This is a genomic window from Lentibacillus sp. L22, from assembly GCF_040812445.1.
GTDB classification, from domain to species: Bacteria; Bacillota; Bacilli; order Bacillales; family Amphibacillaceae; genus Lentibacillus_C; species Lentibacillus_C daqui.
Genome location: NZ_JBFNXI010000003.1, coordinates 65,470 through 85,492, shown reverse-complemented (window position 1 = coordinate 85,492; position 20,023 = coordinate 65,470). Strand labels below are relative to the sequence as shown.

Below are 20,023 nucleotides of genomic sequence, written 5' to 3'. Positions count from 1 at the left end.
TACGATAATCACGTACAAAAAACACTAAAATCTTTAATTTTGTTCATAATGGATAGAAAGAGGCAAAAAAATTAGCTGGTCATGCTATGCAGACACTGATTATTCCATTAAAATAAATATTATAGTCAGATGATAACTCGATGTGATGTTTGTGTGAGGGGATTATAGCTAAATGTTTCTAACGGACTTAAGTATTAAAAATTGGCGAATGATTGTTGAAAATGATTTACTGGATGAATATATTGAACAGCTTTTGGACAACTATCAGCAACTCGGGCCGTTACCAGGGATATTACTACCATTGCTCGAAGCCTTTTTACCATTTTTGCCACTGGTCGTGTTTGTCTTCGCAAATGCAGCAGCATATGGTTTGTTTTGGGGTTTTTTACTTTCATGGTTAGGTTCAAGTCTCGGCGCGATCACTATTTTTATTATTATTCGTAAGCTTGGTCGAAAGCGGATCTTTACGGCCATTCGGAAAAATAAACAGGTACATAAAGTGACAGCCTGGTTTGAGCGCCATGGCTTTGGACCTTTATTTTTATTAATGTGTTTTCCGTTTTCCCCGTCGGCAGTTATTAATATTGTTGCTGGATTATCAAAAGTCAGTTTGCAACAATTTATACTAGCTGTTCTGATGGGGAAATCGGTGATGATCTTTACTATGGCATATGTCGGAGCCAGTATTATGTCATTTGCCAAACATCCTGTTCGTACGATTGTTATTGGTATCTGTATTGTCCTATTTTGGATCCTGGGCAAATACATAGAAAAACGCTTGCAAAAGAAAGGTGAAACCCAAGGAACGTCCCATTGGAATGACGATTAACTGGCAGGAAAACAGGGGATGAAGAGAATAACCTAGTAGGAACATATGAGGAAATTGAATTAAATGAAAAACCGGTCACCAAAATCTATGGTTGAATTAATGAATAAAAATGGTGATGATAAACTAGCCAGCGTAGTGTTTTTCCGTAGCGATTGCATAAATCAAAATTACATCTAATCTGTCAACCATAGATTTTGGTTAAGAGTCTGAAAAACCGATCATCATTTAAATAAGTATAATTAAGCTTTCTTCTTTGGTAAAATGGAAGAAAGCTATTTTTTTGCTGAAAAATGTCTGTTGGAGAGGGGATTACATGGGGATTCGCTTTTTATTAGGTACTGCCGGCACGGGGAAGAGTGGCCGAATGCTGGATGAAATGAAACAAATGCTGTTGGAGGATCCACAAGGTCCACCAATCTTTTATATCGTTCCGGATCAAATGACGTTTCAACAAGAATATGCCTTATTTGATGATAACCTTATTCAAGGGAGTACAAGGGCAAATGTCGTCAGTTTTTCCAGACTTGCCTGGCGGATATTACAAGAAACCGGCGGGGGGACAAAACAGTTTATTAGTTCCATCGGCATTCAAATGATGCTGAGAAAGATTATTGAGGAAAAACAATCAGACTGGCGGGTGTTCCAAAAAGCGATGGAGAAACAGGGATTTCTTGATCAGCTGGAAAAAATGATTACCGAGTTCAAGCGTTACAGCATTACTCCGGAAATGTTGAAAATGGAAATGGAACACATCAATCAATTTACCCATAAAGAACCTGGAGAAGTGGCATTAACAAATAAACTGCAAGATTTGACTTATTTATATGAAAAATTATCCATTGCGTTACATGATAAATACATTGATAGTGAGGATCAATTACGATTACTGGCGGAAAAAATCAGGCAGGCACCGATACTGGATGATGCCATTGTTTACGTTGACGGATTCCACCGATTTACCCCGCAGGAATTGTTTGTAGTGGAGGCGTTGTTGAACAAAGTCAGCTGCGTTACTATCGGCTTAACCGTTGATGATCCGGAAGAAACCAAACCTTCAGAATTGGATCTGTTTTATCAAACGAAGGAAACCTATCAAACTTTGAAAGCCGTGGTAGAAGAAAATCAAATTCCCATTGAGGAAACAATAAAAATGAACCCAGCGTATGGAAGATTTAAGGGGAGTCCTGCTTTTTATCATTTAGACGCTAATTTCGATAATCGGCCGGCACCGAAATATAAAGGGGCTGTACCCATTCAGATTGCCGAGGCGGTACATCCGCGCGCGGAAGTAGAAGGAGCGGCACAGGAAATCATTCGCTTAGTTAGAGAAGAGCATTACCGGTATCGGGACATGGCTATTTTTATTCGGCAGCCGGAAACTTATCATGACCTGATTGACACGATTTTTGCAGATTATGGTATCCCCGTGTTTGTCGATGAGAAGCGAACGATGCTGAATCATTCTTTGATCGAATTGATTCGTTCTGCCCTTGATATGGTACAGGGGAATTGGCGCTATGATGCAGTTTTCCGGGTGCTAAAGACAGGATTTATCCCGATCGCGGATAAAGAATATCCATTAACAAATGATGCCATTGATGAATTGGAAAATTATGTGTTGGAGTATGGTATCCGTTCACGGGCACGCTGGATGAGTGAAGAAGACTGGGAATACAGTCGTTTTCGCGGATTTGATCAGACGGCACAGACTGATGCAGAAAAGCAGACACAAAAGCGGATTAATGCCTATCGTCGTCAAGTAGTTCAGGCGCTACAGTCATTTGATGAAAAAATCCGAAAAGCACAAACGGTTGCCGGGATGTGTGAAGTCCTGTTTACATGGCTGGAAGAACTTCGTGTACCAAAACGTCTGGAACAGCTAAGGGATACCTTTGATGAAGCAGGTCAAATTGAAAAGGGACGTGAGCAGGAACAAGTCTGGGAGGCCATTGTCCAATTGATCGATGAAATGGTCGAAATTGCCGGGGATGAACCGATGGAATTAGCTACGTTTCGTACCACCCTTGATGCCGGTTTGGAATCGTTGAAGTTTGCGCACGTCCCACCAAGCATGGATCATGTGATTGTTGGGACCATTGACCGTTCCCGGATTAGCGGCAAGAAATGTGCGTTTTTACTTGGTGTAAATGACGGCGTTTGGCCGATGAAACCACAAGCGGACGGGATGATTAATGAGCGCGAACGGGAGCTGCTGGCGACACATGGATTAAGACTGGCTGATAGCAGTAAGCGTCAATTATTGGACGATTGGTTTTATATGTATCTGACTTTTACAGCAGTAAGTGAACAAATGTGGATTAGTTATCCGTTAAGTGATGAAGAGGGAAAAGCGAAAATGCCTTCCCAACTGATTAAGCGCATGGAGGATTTATTTCCGTCTTGTTGTGAACATTTGCTGTTGCAGGATCCAGATGAATTATTCGATGCACAGGCGTTCATCACAACACCGGTTAAAACGAGAGCAGCATTAACCGCACAACTAAGCCGAAAACGAAAAGGATACCCGGTTCAGCCGATTTGGTGGTATGTTTTGAACTGGTATATTGAAAATACGAGGAAGTTTGGTACAACCTATTCCATTTTACAAAGTCTGTATTATCGTAATCAGCCTGTTGATTTGTCAGAAGAAACAACAAAAGAACTTTATCCAAAAGAAGTGAAGGCCAGTGTTTCCAGGCTGGAAATGTATTATCGCTGTGCATATCAGCATTTCGCCAAATACAGTTTAGGCCTGGACGAACGGCAAACCTATCAATTGGATGCACCAGATATTGGCCAGCTGTTCCATGAAGCATTAAAACAGATTACTGAATGGGTTCAACAGGCAGGAAAAGATTATGCGCAACTGACGAAACAGGAGACCGATCATTATGCCCAACAAGCGGTCAACCATCTTGCGCCAATTTTGCAACACCAGATTTTACACAGCTCGAATCGCTATCAATACATTCAGCAAAAATTGCAAGACGTCATTGCTCGTGCTGCCTATGTGCTAGGCGAACAGGCACGGCAAAGCAATTTTTCACCGGTTGGACTGGAGCTTGACTTTGGTATGGGGGATAATCAAACACTTAAGTCAGTGAGACTACCCCTTAAAAATGGATTTGAATTGGTCTTGCGCGGCCGTATTGACAGGGTAGACAAGGCGCTGGATCAGGAGCATTTATTCCTGCGTATCATTGATTACAAATCAAGTGCCAAAGGGTTGAATCTGGTAGAGGTATACTATGGCCTTGCCTTGCAGATGCTTGCTTATTTGGATGTTGTTCTGTCCCAATCTGAACAATGGCTGGGTGTAAAGGCTACGCCAGCGGGAGTACTCTATTTCCATGTGCATAATCCAATGATTTCAGCAAAACAAAAAATGGACGACCAAGAAATTGACCAGGAAATCTTTAAAAAATACAAAATGCAGGGACTTCTGCTTGCTGATGAAACTGCCGTCAAGTTAATGGATACATCACTGGAGTCAGGATCAAGTCAGATTGTACCGGCAGGCGTGAAGAAAAATGGCGGATTTTACAGCAGTTCACGGATTGCTGATGAGGAAACTTTCCATATTCTCAAAGACCATATTCAACAGTTAATGGTTCGTGCCGGTGTTGATATGACAGAAGGTAAAGTCCATTTAAACCCATACCAGCATAAACAAAGGGTTGCTTGTACCTTTTGCCCATATCGCTCGGTTTGTCAATTCGATCCGACTCTGGAAGAAAACAATTATCGCAAGCTAACGGATCGAAAGGACGATGAAATTTTGGAAGAACTGCGTAGAAAAGTAGATACCGGTGCCGGACAAACGGAGGGAGAACAATGGTAAATTGGACGAATGAACAGCATGAGGCGATTTATACTGATGGCAGTGATATTTTGGTGGCAGCAGCGGCTGGATCTGGGAAAACGGCAGTCTTGGTGGAGCGGATAATTCAAAAATTGATTCGTGCGGATAACCCGGTTGATATCGATACATTGCTTGTCGTTACTTTTACCAATGCAGCGGCTCAAGAGATGCGCAACCGTGTTGGTCTTGCCCTGGAAAATAAGCTGGCAGAAAATCCATCATCCAACCATTTGAAAAAACAATTATCCTTGTTGCAGCGTGCGCAAATTTCAACTTTGCATTCTTTTTGTCTGGATGTCATCAGGGAATATGCGTACTTGTTGGATATCGATCCAGGATTTCGAATTGCCAATGATATGGAGACTGATTTGATCCAGCAAGAGGTCATTGCTGATTTATTTGAGGAATGGTATGGCAAGCAAGGAGAGGAACAGCAGAAGTTTTTTGCGGTGGTTGATCGCTTCTCCAGTGATCGCAATGATAATGATGTGGAAGACCTTGTGCTGAAATTGTATACATTCTCCGAACAAAATCCATGGCCGGACCAGTGGCTGGATCGCCTTGTCGACACGTATGATGTGCCAGATCAATGGACTGAGCAGGATTTGCCTTGGCTTTCGATCATCAAACGGGAGATAAACAGTCAATTCACAGCGATCAAAGAGGAAATGGAACGTGCCCTGGATCTGACAAAGGAAAATGATGGGCCATACCATTATGCGGATGCCATTGATGCAGATATCAATCAATTGCATGAGGCGTTATCGAAATTTGTTTCGTGGGATCAATTACAAGCCTTTATGCAAACAAGTACATTTACCAAACTATCCGGCAAACGAGTGGACTGTAATGAGGACAAGAAGGCAAAAGTCAAAGCATTGCGTGATAGTTACAAAAAACGCTGGAATGAGATGAAGGAAAGCTGGTTTACCCGTAATCTCACCGGACATGTTGCGGATATGCAGGAATTGGCACCGGTTATCAGGCAACTGACCGAACTCGTGAAACAATTTAAACAGCGGTTCACCGAACAAAAACGGGAAAAAGCAATTGTCGACTTTTCCGATTTGGAACATTATTGCCTGCAGCTGCTGATGGACGATACATCTGATCCGCAGCATGTCGTTCCATCTAGTGTTGCCCGTCAGTTCAAGACCAAGTTTACTGAAGTACTGGTTGATGAATATCAGGATACCAACTTGGTGCAAGAGACCATTTTAAAATTAATCAGTGATCAGGATGGTTCTGGGAATATGTTCATGGTTGGCGATGTGAAACAAAGTATTTACCGATTTCGTCATGCTGAACCATCTTTGTTTATTGATAAATATAAACGGTTTGCTGAACAAAAATCACCAGCGAAACGGATTGATTTGGCCAGTAATTTTCGCAGCCGGAAGCAAGTTTTAATAGGAGCAAACTATATTTTTAGGCAGATCCTTGATGAAGACGTAGGGGAGATTAATTATGATCAGGATGCAGAATTAATTTATGCCAACCATATGTACGATACCCTTGAACTGCCACAGGCGGATCCGGAACTTGTAATTATTGATCGCGAAGCACCTGAGGAAGATCAGGTGACAGAAGACGATGAGGAGAACTATCAGGACTTGGAGAAAGCCCAGCTGGAGGCGCGTGCCTACGCAGAAAAAATAAAGAGGTGGGTAGGCCAAAGGGATGAAAAACCATTGCAGGTAGTCGATAAGCGAACACAGACACAGCGGGATGTAAGATATCGTGACATCGTTATTTTATTGCGCTCCATGACCTGGGCACCGACAATTGCCGATGAACTGAAAAAACAAGGGATCCCTGTTTATGCGGAGTTATCCACAGGCTATTTTGAAGCGATTGAAGTAAAAATCATGATCAGTTTATTAAAGATCATTGATAACCCAAGACAAGATATTCCGCTTGCCTCTGTATTGCGCTCGCCAATCGTCAGTCTGAATGAAGAGGAATTGGCCAGGATACGTCTGGCGGATAAGCGTCATACGTATTATGATGCACTACGGCGATTTACCGATAATGAAACCGATGAATTAGCGGAAAAATTGCGGCCGTTTATGGAGCAGCTGGAACGCTTTCGTGTCGCTGCCAGACAAGGGGCATTATCGGAATTGATCTGGCAAATTTACCGGGAAACAGGTTATTATGATTTTGTCGGAGGTATGCCAGGTGGTCGGCAACGTCAGGCAAATTTAAGGGCACTGTATGATCGTGCTCGTGGCTACGAGACGACATCGTTCCGCGGTTTATTTCGTTTCTTGCGGTTTATCGAACGGATGGAAGAACGCGGTGATGATCTTGGAGCAGCCAGGGCGCTTAGTGAACAAGAAGATGTTGTCCGCATGATGACCATTCACAGCAGTAAGGGACTCGAATTCCCAATTGTCATTGTTGGGGCGATGGATAAATCATTTAATCTGATGGAACTCAACCAGCGCTATTTATTGCATAAAGATCTTGGGTTTGCCAGTAAGTATATTGATCCGGTAAAACGGATTACCTACCCAACCCTTTTGTTTCATGCCTTTCGGAGTGAAAAATTGCGTGAACAATTAGCGGAGGAAATGCGTGTTTTGTATGTTGCCTTAACCAGGGCAAAAGAAAAACTGGTTATGGTTGCCAATGTTGCTTCATTCGAAAAGAAACAAGCAAAATGGCAAAAGATGACTGACCATGAAGCCTGGGTCTTACCAGCACAGTATCGGCTGGAAGCGAAAAGTTACTTGGATTGGGTGGGCCCGGCCTTGATCCGGCATCAGGCCAATGGTTTGCTCAGGACAGAGGATGTCGGTGATGCCGTGTTGGATCCGATCAAAATTGATCCATCAACATGGAAAGTTTGTGTTGTTCATGGAAGTGATTATACCAATCTGGAAAAAGTGGACGAGCATGTAGATGAGGTGCTAAAAGAAAGTGTTACGACATGGCAGCCGCTTGAGCTTACCGATGAAGAGCAGATGCATATGGTTGATGAACGTCTATCATTTCGCTATCCATTTCCGCAGGCGCAAACAGCCCGGGCCAAACAAACGGTTACGGAACTAAAACGGCAACGGGAAGTAAAGGATGATTATAGTGATATGCGGCTTGTCCAGCCGTTTCATGCGCCAATTGTCAAACGGCCAAAATTTATGCAAACAGAGAAGTCCATTTCAGCTGCAGAGCGTGGGACAGCAATGCATACGGTGATGCAGCATATCCCGCTTACCCGTAGCTTAAATAAAGCAGAGATAGCGGAATTTATTGAAGAACTGGTCGGCAGGGAAATTTTAACCGCTGATGAGGCAGCTATTATTGATACAGAGGCGATCGAGCAATTTTTCACAACGGATATTGGCACATCTCTTGTAACCGCGCCTACTGTCTATCGCGAAGTGCCATTTAGTCTTTCACTTCCAGCAAGCGAGGTTTATGCCAACTGGGAAAGTGATACAGATGAACGGGTACTGGTGCAAGGCGTGATTGATTGTATTATTCATACAGAAGACGGTTGGGTCATTGTCGATTATAAAACCGATGCGATTGATGGAGAAGCAACGCAAGGAATTATCCAGCAGCTGCGTGAACGGTATCAGACGCAGATAAAACTCTATAAACAGGCGTTGGAGACAATTTGGCAGCAGCCGGTTAAAGAAGCGTATCTTTATTTTTTTGCCAAACAACTATTGGTTAAAGCATAATTGTGACGATGGTGTTCAATTCATCTTTATCGATCGGTCAACTTATGAATAGCGTCGGTCCTCCGTAGTACAATGATGACGGAGGACCGATGTGTTAGGTGTTTCCTGCAATCAGTTGATCAATCATGTCGGGATCAACTGGATTGGTCGAGCTAAATCCGGTATTTGTATTAATAAAATCTCCCGTATTCATTGAACCGGAGCCGGTAGCGGTTTTTGCAGTGCTCTTTGGCGAGAGATAAAAGGAGTCACCAAAGTTTACCACCCCTCCAGTAATGCTGTTAACTTTTAGCGGACCTACAATAGATGGCATTTTTCCACCTTCCTAATCCTTGGTATGATAACGATAAATGAGTCCAAAAGACGTTAAGCTTAAACCGTACTTTTAAAAATGTCTAAGGTAAGTCTTTTGAACTTCTTTCATATAAGGTATGAACGATATATGTGCCTTGTGTAGTTTGTTATATATATTTTGGAGGTGTATAAGTTTGGATTTTAATCCTGATTATTTTTGTTGGCGTTTCCCGAACTTGAAGCCGCCGCATTTGGTTCCAAAATACGAAAATGTTTGATCCGGGCGTCCGCAGTGATGTCGCTAATACTGCCTACCTGCAGAATGGAAGAGACCGAAACATAACCAAATTGAAAGCGATTTAGACAGATGAAAGGTTTGTGATGATAAATTTGCTGGTGAACTGGAACCGGTTCTTCAATCCATTTGGCAGGCATGGAGTAGATTGGATAGTTGGAAAATATGACTTGATCTCGCTTTGAAAAGATAGGACCCTGCTCTTGTACCGCAGATATTTTTGCTTTTGGCCTGGCTATTTCTGTGTCACCTATTGCTAAAATAGAACTAAAGGCGACGGCAACACCCTCTAATTGTTTGACATCAGCAGTTCGTTTTTCCATATAACATCACCTTTTTTAGTTGAAATAAATATGTTTATTCAATCCAGAACCCGTTTAACCGGGCGAAGCGTTATTAACCCTGTGGTGCTAATGGGACAATGGTTCCAATGGTAAATGCTTCTGGTGGTGTATCAAAAAATGAGGATAGTTTCATTTCATCGTTATCACCGATTAAAAATACTGATGATGCGGAAACTGCCGCAATATCGACATTACCAACACATAATTCCCAATTGTGAACTACCAGATTCATTGATCTTTACCTTCTTTCCCATTACCTTGCATATAGGTAATTAGTGATTGATGGATTTCGTGTTTAATTTGATCCTTAACATAGTTCATGATCTGATCTTCTGTTGCCAGGTTATGGTTATTTCTGGCTTCCTGCTCGTGAACATGAATTCGTTGTGGCAGCTGTTTTTCAATATCCTGAAGCATGACATGTTGGAAGTTTTCATTAACCGGATGCTGATACTGCTCAGCTAAATGTTGAATTATTTTTGGACCTTCCTGATAGATATGATTACGTAAATCAGTTTGTAATGTCTGATTTAACGGTACTTTTTCGTCTGGTGGGTTTGTCTGGTTAACCCCGAATTCGTCCATCTTCGCCAGGTCACTCGGTGAGAGGCCAATATGCAAGGTCCCATCCAGTCGTTCGATTTTTAACTGATCGAAGTTATATTCTATTTTTTCAATCGTGGTTGGATTTTTCTTTTGTGATGTTTGTTCCATTTGCTGAAGTCTTGATTCCAGATCTTTGATTTTTTGATCCTGTGACCGGATATGCTGATGAAGGTCGTAAACATAATTCATCCATTCATTTGGGTTCATGAAAATCTCCCCCCTTTCTGCCAGGACAGTTGTTCCACTTGGTAATTGGTACCATGGGCAGAGGCCTATGATCAGTTTATGCAGCATTTTATTTGTTTGTGCTACCCTTGAGGTGCAAGTGGAACTAATGGAGAAAATTCCGTTGTAAGCGCCTCTGCCTTTTCAACAGGCTCAGTATACCCTCCTGTATTATGAATATCGGAACGTGCTTGAATACTCCCAGTACTGCCAATTTGTAATACAGAGGAGTTGGTGATTGCACCGACTTTAATAAGGTTAATATTGATGGACTGATGAATGGTAAGGCACATGTTTCTCACTCCCACTCATTACACGATTCCTTGATCAAATGTGTCTTTATCATATACATTCGTACTTGACTGACCAAGACGAATCTTAGTGCCATTTCCAGTGTTAAAGGAACCGCCGCCAGCGTATGTTTTTGCCTGACTTTCCGGACACATTGCATAGACATCTCCAATATTAAAAATACTGGATGAACCAATACTGACAACTTTTACCGCTCCCACTTTTGCCGGCATGCATTCGTCCCCCTTTACGGTATAGTTTATGTGAATTGGGTGGAATTGTTGAATTAAGTGAACAGAGGTAAACCAGAGCGGGTAGGGTGGAATGATTAAACAGTTCATAAAGTGTTCATATAACTTTCAAATGAATTTACTAGTCGGACATGGTATGATAGGTTTGGTGTAAATTTGTAAGTAACCGTGATTGGGAGGAATGGTAATGAACACACATCTGCACGTAACATCGTGGATCCTGGCGTTTATCCTGTTTATTGTCGTATTGATACTCAATAAACAAGGAAAAGCCAAAGGAGCAAAAATTGTTCAAATGATCTTAAGACTGGATTTTTTACTTATCTTGTATTCAGGTGGTACGCTACTCGCCTATTATTTTGGCACACCGCAAATTGGAGAAGCGATTTTTAAAGGACTTGCCGGTATCTGGGCAATCTTTGCACTGGAAATGATCAGTACAAAGAGCGGACAGGGCGAACCAACCAAAAGTTTTTGGATACAATTAATTATCGCGGTTTTACTGACATTCATTTTGGGCTTCGGCCGCTTGCATTTAGGATTTTTCTAAGAATATAGATAGCAAGACCCCCGTTATATAAGTGCATATACGGGGGCTTAAGTGATGGGGGAAACGGTATGAAAAAGTATGTATTGATTGTGTTCGCTATTCCGCTTTTGCTTTGTTGGTCAAATCCGGTTCATGCACAAAAGAATACTATTAGCGACGAAATTATTTATTCGATATTTGTCGATCGGTTTAATAATGGTGATCAGCAACCTAGTAATCAGATGAATGTGGATGATCCGGCAGCATATCACGGTGGAGATCTACAGGGTATAATCGATAAGCTTGATTACATTAAGGAATTAGGTTTCACAACCATTTCCTTATCATCCATTATGCAAAATGCCAAAGGTGGCTATCATGGTTATTGGATTGATGATTTTTTAAAGGTTAATGACCAATTTGGCACGATGAAAGATTTACAAAGGCTGGTAAAAGAAGCACATAAGCGTAATTTAAAAGTATTATTGGAGTTTGTTCCGAATTATGCAGCACCAACACATCCATTTGCCAAAGATCCTGACAAGACATTGGCAAACGATATTACCGATGATTCATTAGGGTTGGATCAAGCAGTAAGATTGAATCCGGAAAACGCTGAAGTGAAACAAATGTTGTTGGACGCCGGTGACTTTTGGCTGGACAAGGCGGATATTGATGGCTACAACGTGCATGCTGTTGATCAAACACCGCCACAATTTTTGAAAGCTTTCGTTGATCATTTAAAAAGTAAAAAACCGGACATTTTTTTGACCGGAAGCGTGTTGAACGCGGATGATCTATCGAAGGAAAGCTATGATGCAGGTATCCCACTCATTGCTAACCCGGCAATGCAAGCGTCAATGGCTGACGTCTTCAGTCATGTCGGAACACCAGTGGACAAGCTTTATCAGCAATGGGAAACAGCTGGGAAAAATAATGATTTACTGTATATTGATAATAAATTTACGAAACGCTTTACCCAGAAAATCGTTGATAATGGTCAGAATCCTGTAACAGCATGGAAGCTCGCACTTGCCTATATGTATACAACACCAGGGGTTCCACTAGTATATCAAGGGTCGGAAATTCCCATGGATGGTGAGACGGTTGAGGCTGGTAACCGATTGGTGCAGTTCAACCATAAGGATGAGGATATGGGAGATTTTTTCACCAAAATGACATCTTTAAGGACAAGGTTTCCCGTTTTAAGGGATGGAGACTTTGAACTCGCAGGATCCAATGGGGCAATGAGTGTTTTTAAACGCTCGGATGGTCAGGAGACGATGTACATAGCGATCAATAATGATACGGGTACAAAAGCTGTTACGATTGACGATGTTCCCAATGGCATGCAGTTGACCGGATTATTGGGAGATAATATTGTACGAAAAGATCAAGACGGCAATTACAAATTAGGCATTGACCGTGAATCTGTAGAAGTATATGTTGTTGAGAAAGATACTGGTTTAAATTGGCTGTTTATTGGTATGATTGTTGGTGTCTTTGTCATATTCATTCTTGCAGTTGTCTTGTTAAGCAGAAAACAGCGGAAGAATAAGGATAGGCAATCTTAGATATTAAAAAGAGCGCCCCGATGATTTGCGGACGCTCTTTTTTAAATGATCAAATATACTCATGGGAAGATGTTGCCCCTTGTTCATGTAAAAAATGAAATATATCTTGATAGGTGGTAATATCGATTTCACCGGCAACATATTGCTTTTGATAAAAATCCAATAACTGGTTGATGGATGGGTGAGTCTCTTCACGATCCAGCGCATACTGCCTCATCATATCCTCCAACTGCATAAACACACTCCCTCACATATTTTTGAGCCATTGCTGTAACCTGTCCAATCGGTTCTATCTAAAATATATGAAGGGTGCAGGTAATTAATTCATCGATCTTGTTTTTCGCTGCATAGCGAAGGCAATCCAAATGATCACAATACCGACAATCATTAATATGCTTGCGCCAAGTAATCCTTCTGAAATGTAGGGGATATAACCAAATCCGCACCAGCGGGCAAATCCGTCCCCGAATAAGAATAGTTCATTTAAGAAAAAACCGACGAAGAAAATAATCATGCCTGATGGAAAAAGTTTCGTGCTTGTATGAATCATGTTGTTTAATTGGAACTGCGTCAAAATAAATATACTGATAAAGCCCAGCAAGGAAAAATGCAAATAGCCGATGATGATACTTCTTGTTTGGTAGACAAGCGCAGCCATTGTCGGCGAGATTAATCCCAGTTCCATCGTGCTCTTTACGACGAGTAAAAAGAAAGTGATCCATAAAGAGACAATTGTAATTTCACGGACCTGTCGATAGAGATGCACCCAGATTTCTCTAAAAGCAATGATAACAAAGACAACGCCGATAAATTGACCGATGCTGCCAATAGTTGCAAGTATGTGCCCCCAGTACCCTACATTGCTCCAGAGGATGGATAAAAAGTATCCCGGGAATAAAGCAACAAAATAAAACCAAAATCCGGCTTTTAACCATATATGCGGGAAAGGTATTTTCCGTCGATGAATAGCAAAAATAAATAATCCGATTAATATCAGCGTTAGCCAGCCATTGTACTGAAAATGCAAATAAAAATAAATGGCCATATCAAAAATTGGACTATTTCGTAGCCCATTTGCTGCGATAAACCCCAGGGAAAATGGACCAATCGATGAAATGATCAACGCAATTAATGCACCATATATAAACAACCGGCTTACATACGGTACACTGTTTTGCCGACGTTTGATTTGCAGATACATAAATAAAGCAGCCCAATATTCAACAACAATATGAATAATCGAGAAAATAATGGCATATGCCCCGTATCCCTGACCAATATAAGCGATAAACATTAGACAAGATGTAATAAAAATGGATACGACAAGTGCATATGCTTGTTTTTTTTGCTGGATTGACTTCCAAAAAAGCGATAAAAAAATAAGAAAAACTCCAAGGAAAGTCCAACCTAAAATAGCCAAATGTGAATGTGCGTGCATCACGTTTGTATAAGGGATGATTTCACCCGGAAGATACGGGGATAATCGCATCCATAATCCGGATAAAGCTGTCAGGATGAATAGTAAGAATGTAAAATGTGCAAAAAGCCGCGGCATGTTCTAATCGCTCCCATTACAAAATAGCTATACTACACTATTGTCGCGAAATAGGACAAAAGATGCAAGCATATCAAAGCCAATCTCAAAAAAAATAACATGATTGTGGCAGAATTGGTAACTTTTAAGAATTGGCTTATGCCGTAAATCATTGTTTTTAAAACACTTAATTATATTCATCATTCAAACAAAATACTGCTAGTGTTCCTGGTCCGGAATGGGCGCCAATGGCTGCGCCGATCATTTCAATTTTCAAGTCTTTTGGATGAAGTTTCTCTTTGACAAGTTCTGCTAATTTTTCTGCGCGTTCTAAATCATCTCCATGAACGATACCTATCACTTGATTCTCTAAATGAACACCACGCTGTTCAGCAATCTCGATCATACGGTTGAGCAGTTTTTTTGCACCGCGTATTTTTTCCAGAGGAACCAATTTGCCGTCGTCCACATGCAAAACGGGTTTGATTTTCAATAGGGAACCTACGAATGCAGCTGTTCTGCTGACACGTCCACCACGATATAAGTATTCCAAATTATCTACCGTAAAAATATGCTCCATATGACTGGCATAAAAGTTAGCCATGTCCCAAATGTCTTTAACATTCGCGCCATCGTTTGCCATTTTTGCAGCTCTTAGTACGATAAGACCACAACCAAGGGAAGCACATTTGGTATCCATGACATGGATGGAGCTTTCTGGATATTCCTCTTTTATCTCCTGCTCGGCAATTTTGGCGGTTTGATAGGTGCCGGATAATTCCGAGGAAAAACTCAAGTAGATGCAGGGTTGATTGATCTCTGCATATGATGTGAAAACATCTTTGAAAACCTGTAACGACGGTTGCGATGTTTTTGGGACTTTTCCTTCACGCATGGCATCATAGACGGTTTTCGGTGAAATGGTTTGTCCGTCCAGGTAATCTTTTTCGTCCAGGTGCACCGTTAAGGGTATCATTTCAATGTTGAATTCGTTATAATGTTTTTCTGACAGATCACATGCAGAATCGGCAAGGATTTTCACCTTCATGTCTTCACCTTCATTCGTAATAGTGCGTGTTCAAAAAGGAGGATAAAAAGGACCGAGAAGTTCTAGGCGGCGTAGCTTTGAGCACCGGAGTGTACATAAAAGGTACATGAGGAGCGGAAAAGCAAGCCAACGACGAAATTCGAAGCGTCATTTTTACCGGACTTTTTGAACATCCTTTAATAATTAACATTGTATTTAGTGTATAGTGAACATGTAAGATAGTCAAAATATTTCTTGCTACAGCCTTAATAGGTTGCGTGAACAAGGAGAGGTGTTATGTTTTTAGTTGAGGCCAAGCGAATCATCATTGTAATATTTGGTGCTTTATTGGGAGCGATCGCACTAAACTTTTTCCTTATTGAAGCAAATGTCTATGCGAGCGGTTTTACCGGGGCAGCCCAGCTACTTTCCAGTGTGTTTGGTGATTTTCTTGGAATTAAAATTAGTACAGGTATTTTACTATTCATACTTAACATTCCTGTCGCCGTCCTTGGTTGGTTTAAGGTTGGCAAGGGATTTACGATTTATAGCGCAATTTCCGTATTATGTACAACAGTATTCTTGGAGGTGCTTCCTGTTGTGGAATTCTCCAATGATATTATTTTGAATGCGGTTTTCGGCGGCGTTATTTCCGGTGCCGGAGTGGGGCTTACATTGAGGTATGGGGCATCGACCGGGGGACTGGATATCATTGCCATGGTTCTATCCCGGATGAAGGACAAACCAATTGGTACGTATTTTCTTCTTTTAAATGCCATCATTATTGCATTTGCCGGTATTCTTTATAAACCGGAGAACGCGCTATACACCATGGTAACGCTCTATGTGACAACCAGGGTCATCGATGCTATTCATACACGTCATGAGAAGGTAACTGCAATGATTATTACCCATAAAGCGGAAGAGCTGCAACAGGCAATTCACAATAAAATGGTACGGGGGATTACCATTTTGCCGGCAAAAGGCGCCTATACAGGCGAGAATAAAAACATGATGTACCTGGTAATAACGAGGTACGAATTATACGATTTGGAGAAAGTAATTTCGGAAGTCGATCCAAACGCGTTTACTAATATCGTTCAAACAACGGGTATTTTCGGATTATTTAGGCGTGACAATTAATTGGAAAAACGAAAAACAAACGCTTGGCCAAGCGTTTGTTTTTGTTTGATTAATATCCGTATTTCGTAAAAACCTTCTCGACTTCTGGTTGGAGTTGTTCCCATTCTGCATCGAATTCTTTATTGACGGTGATAAAATTTTGGTAACCAAAAACATTATCGACGCCATTCAATTTCATAAGATCGTTAAGAATATCATATTCACTTGTATCCCCGGACATAACCGAAATACTGTTGGTGCCTTGAAATATTAATTTATCGGTTGTGAATTTTAATGCGTTTGGATTTGGTGTAGCTTCTGCTCGCACTCCCATTGTGTCATTCCTCCTCATTTTAAAACCCATTTGTCTCTATATTAGCAGAAATAGGACAGGGATAAAAGGGATATCCAGGTCTTGTTCTTGTTACGCTAATTATTAAAATACAAGCGTAGTTGGGAGCATATGTATCCCCGTAGTATTTGGTAACCACGGGGTTTTGCTCGAAACTCGTGAAACCATTTCATCACTGTTAATGAGTTGGATATTGACTAGGATCAAGCTTTTATGAAATACGCCGCTAACCGGGCGCTTCAGCTTTTCTGCGGTTGTCCAGCTTCAGCGCCCAGCGGCTAGTGTGCTTCCTTCACCTCCGTACGATAAGTCAACATCGGTGAGTAGAGGAGGTTCGGTTAAGCCCACGACGTCCTGTCGCAACGCCGAACTAACCTACATACTGAAGCCTCAGCTCACCGTGTTTCCTTTATCTCCTACGGCTCAGTCCAGCACATACGCCGCTAACCGGGCGCTTCAGCTTTTCGCGGAGGGCTTAGCTTAATTGATTTTTTTGTTTGAGTGATTGTTCCAATTGCTCAAGCTGTTGCTTTTCCTCATCGGTACAATTATTGTATGCCTGTTGGATAGCTTGCTCGGCTGCTTGTTTATCTTGTTCACTCGGTGTGTTATTGGTGTTTGTTAAACGACTGATAGCGGATTTGGCCTGTTGAAAAAAATTGTTTTCCAATTAAAATCCTCCTACAGTATGGTTATTGGCTTCCTCTTCGGTGTCTACTGTTGCATCGGAAAGACGTGACCGGTAAGGAAACCGTTCATCATGCTTCTTCACGGAATCTGAGCCATGTTGCACAAACCGTCTCGACTTACTGTTTTTCGCCATGACGATTCCTCCCAACAAAATAAGTGAACGCGATGGATACGTTCACTTATAGTATGGATGAATGTGTGTTGAAATATAAAAGGAAAATGTCGGGAACATGCTAAAGGATTCAAATAAGTCCAGTAACATTATCAAGAACAAAAAGATACGGATGTTACATTGCCTTTGTGTTCAGGGTTAAATAACGATCAAGGAAATGACCGATACCGTCTTGTTCATTTGTATCTGTTATATGGTTAGCAACGGATTTTAATTCATCGATTGCGTTTGCCATGGCGACACCAACACCAGCATATTCAATCATTTCCAGGTCATTGTCCTCATCACCGAATGCAATAATCCGTTCTTTTGGGATATGATAATAATGCGCGACTTTTTGTACACCAACTGCTTTGTTCATCCCCTTTTTGACAATTTCAATAATGTTCCATGGTGCACCCCATTTACGGTGTTCGATCAATTCAGCGTGATAATCATTCAAATGATTGCGTAGCGCAGTTATATTATTTTCCATTGGATAAATAAGCAATGAGGTTGGATCATCCTGCAGTTTATTTTTCAATCCCCCGATAGTAAATGGCGGATCGTTTGGTGCCATTTTAAAAATGTCCAGGATCTTTTCATCATATTGGTCCAGATAGACGTTATCTTTTACTTCGGCCATCACGTTATGAACGCCTATATGGTAACACGCATCAACAATTTTTAGCGCAGTTCGTTTGGGCATAGGGTTGTGTAAAACCCTCCATTTATTATCATATGGATGATGAATGAGCGCGCCATTAAAATTAACCATTGGTGTGTTCAACCCAAGTTCTTGATAATAACCGATACTTGACCGATGTGGCCGGCCTGTTGAAATGATGACAATATGCCCTTGTTCTTTTGCTTGTAGAATCGCTTGTTTTGTTAGCGGACTAATAACTTTATCATCGGTTAAGAGGGTACCGTCCAAGTCCAAAGCAATTAAATGTTGTTTCTTTTCCATATTTTCACCTCGCATGCCAATAGTGTATAAGTGTTTCATTAGAAAGTAAAGAATAATATTACAGATTTAGCTTTTGTTGTTGTACTTGAAGTCTCACTTTATTTGCAATGCAGCGCATAGTAATATTAAGATAGGTATAATATATTATTTTTGATGAAAGGATCTTAAGGATGATTGGTGTTATACATAAAAACTTCAACAATATTCCGGCATTAGAAGTGGTTGATGTCAAATATGAAACAAAGGCATTACCCGTTGTTATTTATTTTCATGGCTTCACTAGTGCCAAAGAACATAATTTACCACTCGCCTATTTATTAGCTGCAAAAGGATACAGGGTGGTTTTGCCTGACAGTGAATATCATGGCGAACGTGAAATTGAAATGTCAGCAATCCAGCGGCAAGTTTCCTTCTGGGATATTGTCATGCAGAACATAAAGGAATTAAAAGAAATCCGGGATACCTTAACAGAGCAAGGTCTTTTACTTGATGGCCGGATTGGGATTGCCGGGACAAGTATGGGAGGAATTACAACATCAGTAGCCTTGACCCAATATCCATGGATTAAAGTCGCGGCGATTTTGATGGGGTCACCGAAGATTACTGTTTATGCTAAAACATTAGTTGATACACTTAAGAAGATGGGCAAACTGCCAGTTACAGATGACATCATCGATCAATTGTATCAGGATTTGAAAATGGTTGACTTGTCACTATATCCTGAAAAACTAAACCAGCGGCCACTTTTATTCTGGCATGGGGAAAACGACTCGGTTGTCCCTTTTGATCACTCGTACACTTTTTATGAGGATGTCAAACATCATTATACCAATCAGGATCAGATTCAATTTATGAAAGAAGCCAATCGCGATCATAAAGTTAGCCGAAAAGCGATTCTGGCAACGGAAAAATGGTTTGAAACGTATTTATAAAGTGAAAAATTGGTATTGCATCTCGTAATGCGTAATAAACGATACATTCATTGATTGACGTGTGAGATAAATCATTTGAAAATACGTTGAAATATGTTTAAATGAAAGTAGGAATAAGCAGGGGAGGTATTGAAACAATGGATGAAGCGTTACAGGATAATATCCTTGGTGCACTCGAAAATGTTATCGACCCGGAACTGGGGATTGATGTTGTCAATCTAGGTCTCATTTACGGTGTTGAGTTGAATGATGACGGTGTTTGTGATGTGACAATGACATTAACTGCCATGGGGTGCCCGTTATCTGCACATATTGAGGCTGACATTCAGCGAGCGCTTGCAGATATCCCTGAAATCAAAGAAGTTAATGTAAACATTGTGTGGAATCCGCCTTGGGGTAAAGATAAAATGTCACGATATGCTAAGATTGCGTTGGGTATTCCAGATTGATGAG

At 41.1% G+C, this 20,023-nt stretch carries 21 protein-coding genes; 8 read left to right on the top strand and 13 right to left on the bottom strand.

Going from position 1 to position 20,023, the window contains the following annotated elements:
* The first annotated feature begins 172 nt into the window (after nt 1-172).
* The 3 genes from ABRT01_RS02235 to addA all read left to right on the top strand — a co-directional run bounded on the left by ABRT01_RS02235 (nt 173) and on the right by addA (nt 8,383).
* Entirely contained in the window at nt 173-829 is a 657-nt protein-coding gene (locus ABRT01_RS02235) for a TVP38/TMEM64 family protein (protein ID WP_269409695.1), read from the top strand.
* A gap of 313 nt (nt 830-1,142) precedes the next feature.
* Nucleotides 1,143-4,670, top strand: a complete 3,528-nt coding sequence (addB, locus tag ABRT01_RS02230) for a helicase-exonuclease AddAB subunit AddB (RefSeq protein WP_367746212.1) — start codon at nt 1,143-1,145, stop codon at nt 4,668-4,670.
* Nucleotides 4,664-8,383 carry a helicase-exonuclease AddAB subunit AddA gene (addA, locus tag ABRT01_RS02225; protein ID WP_367746211.1) on the top strand — a complete coding sequence of 1,240 codons (3,720 nt, stop codon included), beginning with the start codon at nt 4,664-4,666 and terminating at the stop codon, nt 8,381-8,383. The genes addB and addA overlap by 7 nt, the downstream gene beginning before the upstream one ends.
* 94 nt (nt 8,384-8,477) lie before the next feature.
* On the opposite strand, the gene ABRT01_RS02220 is transcribed toward addA, so the two are convergent.
* The 6 genes from ABRT01_RS02220 to ABRT01_RS02195 form a co-directional block, all read right to left on the bottom strand.
* Nucleotides 8,478-8,696 (bottom strand): spore germination protein, encoded by a 219-nt coding sequence (locus ABRT01_RS02220; protein WP_269409692.1) that lies wholly within the window; start codon nt 8,694-8,696, stop codon nt 8,478-8,480.
* 182 nt (nt 8,697-8,878) lie between these two features.
* Nucleotides 8,879-9,295, bottom strand: a complete 417-nt coding sequence (locus tag ABRT01_RS02215) for a spore germination protein GerPE (protein ID WP_269409691.1) — start codon at nt 9,293-9,295, stop codon at nt 8,879-8,881.
* Nucleotides 9,296-9,368: 73 nt separating this feature from the next.
* Nucleotides 9,369-9,548, bottom strand: coding sequence for a spore gernimation protein GerPD (locus ABRT01_RS02210; RefSeq protein ID WP_269409690.1), 180 nt, complete (start codon nt 9,546-9,548; stop codon nt 9,369-9,371).
* The gene (gerPC, locus tag ABRT01_RS02205) at nt 9,545-10,129 is read right to left on the bottom strand and encodes a spore germination protein GerPC (protein ID WP_367746210.1); all 585 of its coding nucleotides are present in this window, start codon (nt 10,127-10,129) and stop codon (nt 9,545-9,547) included. The genes ABRT01_RS02210 and gerPC overlap by 4 nt, the downstream gene beginning before the upstream one ends.
* A 101-nt stretch (nt 10,130-10,230) precedes the next feature.
* On the bottom strand, nt 10,231-10,440 hold the full coding sequence (locus ABRT01_RS02200; RefSeq protein ID WP_269409688.1) for a spore germination protein GerPB: 210 nt from the start codon (nt 10,438-10,440) through the stop codon (nt 10,231-10,233).
* 18 nt (nt 10,441-10,458) lie between these two features.
* Entirely contained in the window at nt 10,459-10,671 is a 213-nt protein-coding gene (locus ABRT01_RS02195) for a spore germination protein (protein ID WP_269409687.1), read from the bottom strand.
* Nucleotides 10,672-10,876: 205 nt separating this feature from the next.
* Here ABRT01_RS02195 and ABRT01_RS02190 point away from each other — a divergent pair, with 205 nt between their 5' ends.
* Both ABRT01_RS02190 and ABRT01_RS02185 read left to right on the top strand, forming a co-directional pair.
* Nucleotides 10,877-11,239, top strand: a complete 363-nt coding sequence (locus tag ABRT01_RS02190) for a YisL family protein (protein WP_269409686.1) — start codon at nt 10,877-10,879, stop codon at nt 11,237-11,239.
* Between the two features lie 68 nt (nt 11,240-11,307).
* The gene (locus ABRT01_RS02185; protein ID WP_367746209.1) at nt 11,308-12,792 is read left to right on the top strand and encodes an alpha-amylase family glycosyl hydrolase; all 1,485 of its coding nucleotides are present in this window, start codon (nt 11,308-11,310) and stop codon (nt 12,790-12,792) included.
* A 49-nt stretch (nt 12,793-12,841) separates the two neighbouring features.
* Here the strand turns inward: ABRT01_RS02185 and yppF are convergent, their stop codons facing one another.
* The 3 genes from yppF to ABRT01_RS02170 form a co-directional block, all read right to left on the bottom strand.
* Nucleotides 12,842-13,027, bottom strand: a complete 186-nt coding sequence (yppF, locus tag ABRT01_RS02180; protein WP_269409684.1) for a YppF family protein — start codon at nt 13,025-13,027, stop codon at nt 12,842-12,844.
* Nucleotides 13,028-13,111: 84 nt separating this feature from the next.
* A complete protein-coding gene (locus tag ABRT01_RS02175; protein WP_367746208.1) occupies nt 13,112-14,347 on the bottom strand; it encodes a hypothetical protein in 1,236 nt (411 codons plus the stop codon).
* A 166-nt stretch (nt 14,348-14,513) separates the two neighbouring features.
* The gene (locus tag ABRT01_RS02170; RefSeq protein ID WP_269409682.1) at nt 14,514-15,374 is read right to left on the bottom strand and encodes a DegV family protein; all 861 of its coding nucleotides are present in this window, start codon (nt 15,372-15,374) and stop codon (nt 14,514-14,516) included.
* A gap of 276 nt (nt 15,375-15,650) precedes the next feature.
* On the opposite strand from ABRT01_RS02170, the gene ABRT01_RS02165 reads away from it, so the two are divergent.
* Nucleotides 15,651-16,496: a YitT family protein gene (locus ABRT01_RS02165; RefSeq protein ID WP_269409681.1), complete on the top strand. Its 846-nt coding sequence runs from the start codon at nt 15,651-15,653 to the stop codon at nt 16,494-16,496.
* A 49-nt stretch (nt 16,497-16,545) separates the two neighbouring features.
* Here ABRT01_RS02165 and ABRT01_RS02160 read toward each other — a convergent pair whose 3' ends face one another.
* The 4 genes from ABRT01_RS02160 to ABRT01_RS02145 all read right to left on the bottom strand — a co-directional run bounded on the left by ABRT01_RS02160 (nt 16,546) and on the right by ABRT01_RS02145 (nt 18,638).
* Nucleotides 16,546-16,809 carry a NifU N-terminal domain-containing protein gene (locus ABRT01_RS02160; protein ID WP_269409679.1) on the bottom strand — a complete coding sequence of 88 codons (264 nt, stop codon included), beginning with the start codon at nt 16,807-16,809 and terminating at the stop codon, nt 16,546-16,548.
* A gap of 493 nt (nt 16,810-17,302) precedes the next feature.
* Complete coding sequence (locus tag ABRT01_RS02155) at nt 17,303-17,497, bottom strand: DUF3813 family protein (RefSeq protein ID WP_269409678.1); 195 nt, start codon at nt 17,495-17,497, stop codon at nt 17,303-17,305.
* Nucleotides 17,498-17,650, bottom strand: a complete 153-nt coding sequence (locus ABRT01_RS02150; RefSeq protein WP_269409677.1) for a hypothetical protein — start codon at nt 17,648-17,650, stop codon at nt 17,498-17,500.
* Nucleotides 17,651-17,804: 154 nt separating this feature from the next.
* Nucleotides 17,805-18,638, bottom strand: coding sequence for a Cof-type HAD-IIB family hydrolase (locus ABRT01_RS02145; RefSeq protein WP_367746203.1), 834 nt, complete (start codon nt 18,636-18,638; stop codon nt 17,805-17,807).
* Between the two features lie 170 nt (nt 18,639-18,808).
* On the opposite strand from ABRT01_RS02145, the gene ABRT01_RS02140 reads away from it, so the two are divergent.
* Together ABRT01_RS02140 and ABRT01_RS02135 are read left to right on the top strand one after the other, a co-directional pair.
* Nucleotides 18,809-19,570 carry an alpha/beta fold hydrolase gene (locus ABRT01_RS02140; protein ID WP_367746200.1) on the top strand — a complete coding sequence of 254 codons (762 nt, stop codon included), beginning with the start codon at nt 18,809-18,811 and terminating at the stop codon, nt 19,568-19,570.
* Between the two features lie 137 nt (nt 19,571-19,707).
* A complete protein-coding gene (locus ABRT01_RS02135) occupies nt 19,708-20,019 on the top strand; it encodes a metal-sulfur cluster assembly factor (protein WP_269412578.1) in 312 nt (103 codons plus the stop codon).
* Nucleotides 20,020-20,023: the final 4 nt, after the last annotated feature.

Coding starts and splice junctions, on each gene's coding strand:
- ABRT01_RS02165 (WP_269409681.1), top strand. CDS start 15,651: ATGTTTTTAGTTGAGGCCAAGCGAATCATCATTGTAATATTTGGTGCT.
- ABRT01_RS02185 (WP_367746209.1), top strand. CDS start 11,308: ATGAAAAAGTATGTATTGATTGTGTTCGCTATTCCGCTTTTGCTTTGT.
- ABRT01_RS02170 (WP_269409682.1), bottom strand. CDS start 15,374: ATGAAGGTGAAAATCCTTGCCGATTCTGCATGTGATCTGTCAGAAAAA.
- ABRT01_RS02200 (WP_269409688.1), bottom strand. CDS start 10,440: ATGTGCCTTACCATTCATCAGTCCATCAATATTAACCTTATTAAAGTC.
- addB (WP_367746212.1), top strand. CDS start 1,143: ATGGGGATTCGCTTTTTATTAGGTACTGCCGGCACGGGGAAGAGTGGC.
- ABRT01_RS02220 (WP_269409692.1), bottom strand. CDS start 8,696: ATGCCATCTATTGTAGGTCCGCTAAAAGTTAACAGCATTACTGGAGGG.
- ABRT01_RS02135 (WP_269412578.1), top strand. CDS start 19,708: ATGGATGAAGCGTTACAGGATAATATCCTTGGTGCACTCGAAAATGTT.
- ABRT01_RS02160 (WP_269409679.1), bottom strand. CDS start 16,809: ATGGGAGTGCGAGCAGAAGCTACACCAAATCCAAACGCATTAAAATTC.
- ABRT01_RS02210 (WP_269409690.1), bottom strand. CDS start 9,548: ATGAATCTGGTAGTTCACAATTGGGAATTATGTGTTGGTAATGTCGAT.
- gerPC (WP_367746210.1), bottom strand. CDS start 10,129: ATGAACCCAAATGAATGGATGAATTATGTTTACGACCTTCATCAGCAT.
- ABRT01_RS02140 (WP_367746200.1), top strand. CDS start 18,809: ATGATTGGTGTTATACATAAAAACTTCAACAATATTCCGGCATTAGAA.
- ABRT01_RS02175 (WP_367746208.1), bottom strand. CDS start 14,347: ATGCCGCGGCTTTTTGCACATTTTACATTCTTACTATTCATCCTGACA.
- addA (WP_367746211.1), top strand. CDS start 4,664: ATGGTAAATTGGACGAATGAACAGCATGAGGCGATTTATACTGATGGC.
- ABRT01_RS02145 (WP_367746203.1), bottom strand. CDS start 18,638: ATGGAAAAGAAACAACATTTAATTGCTTTGGACTTGGACGGTACCCTC.
- ABRT01_RS02215 (WP_269409691.1), bottom strand. CDS start 9,295: ATGGAAAAACGAACTGCTGATGTCAAACAATTAGAGGGTGTTGCCGTC.
- yppF (WP_269409684.1), bottom strand. CDS start 13,027: ATGCAGTTGGAGGATATGATGAGGCAGTATGCGCTGGATCGTGAAGAG.
- ABRT01_RS02150 (WP_269409677.1), bottom strand. CDS start 17,650: ATGGCGAAAAACAGTAAGTCGAGACGGTTTGTGCAACATGGCTCAGAT.
- ABRT01_RS02195 (WP_269409687.1), bottom strand. CDS start 10,671: ATGCCGGCAAAAGTGGGAGCGGTAAAAGTTGTCAGTATTGGTTCATCC.
- ABRT01_RS02235 (WP_269409695.1), top strand. CDS start 173: ATGTTTCTAACGGACTTAAGTATTAAAAATTGGCGAATGATTGTTGAA.
- ABRT01_RS02190 (WP_269409686.1), top strand. CDS start 10,877: ATGAACACACATCTGCACGTAACATCGTGGATCCTGGCGTTTATCCTG.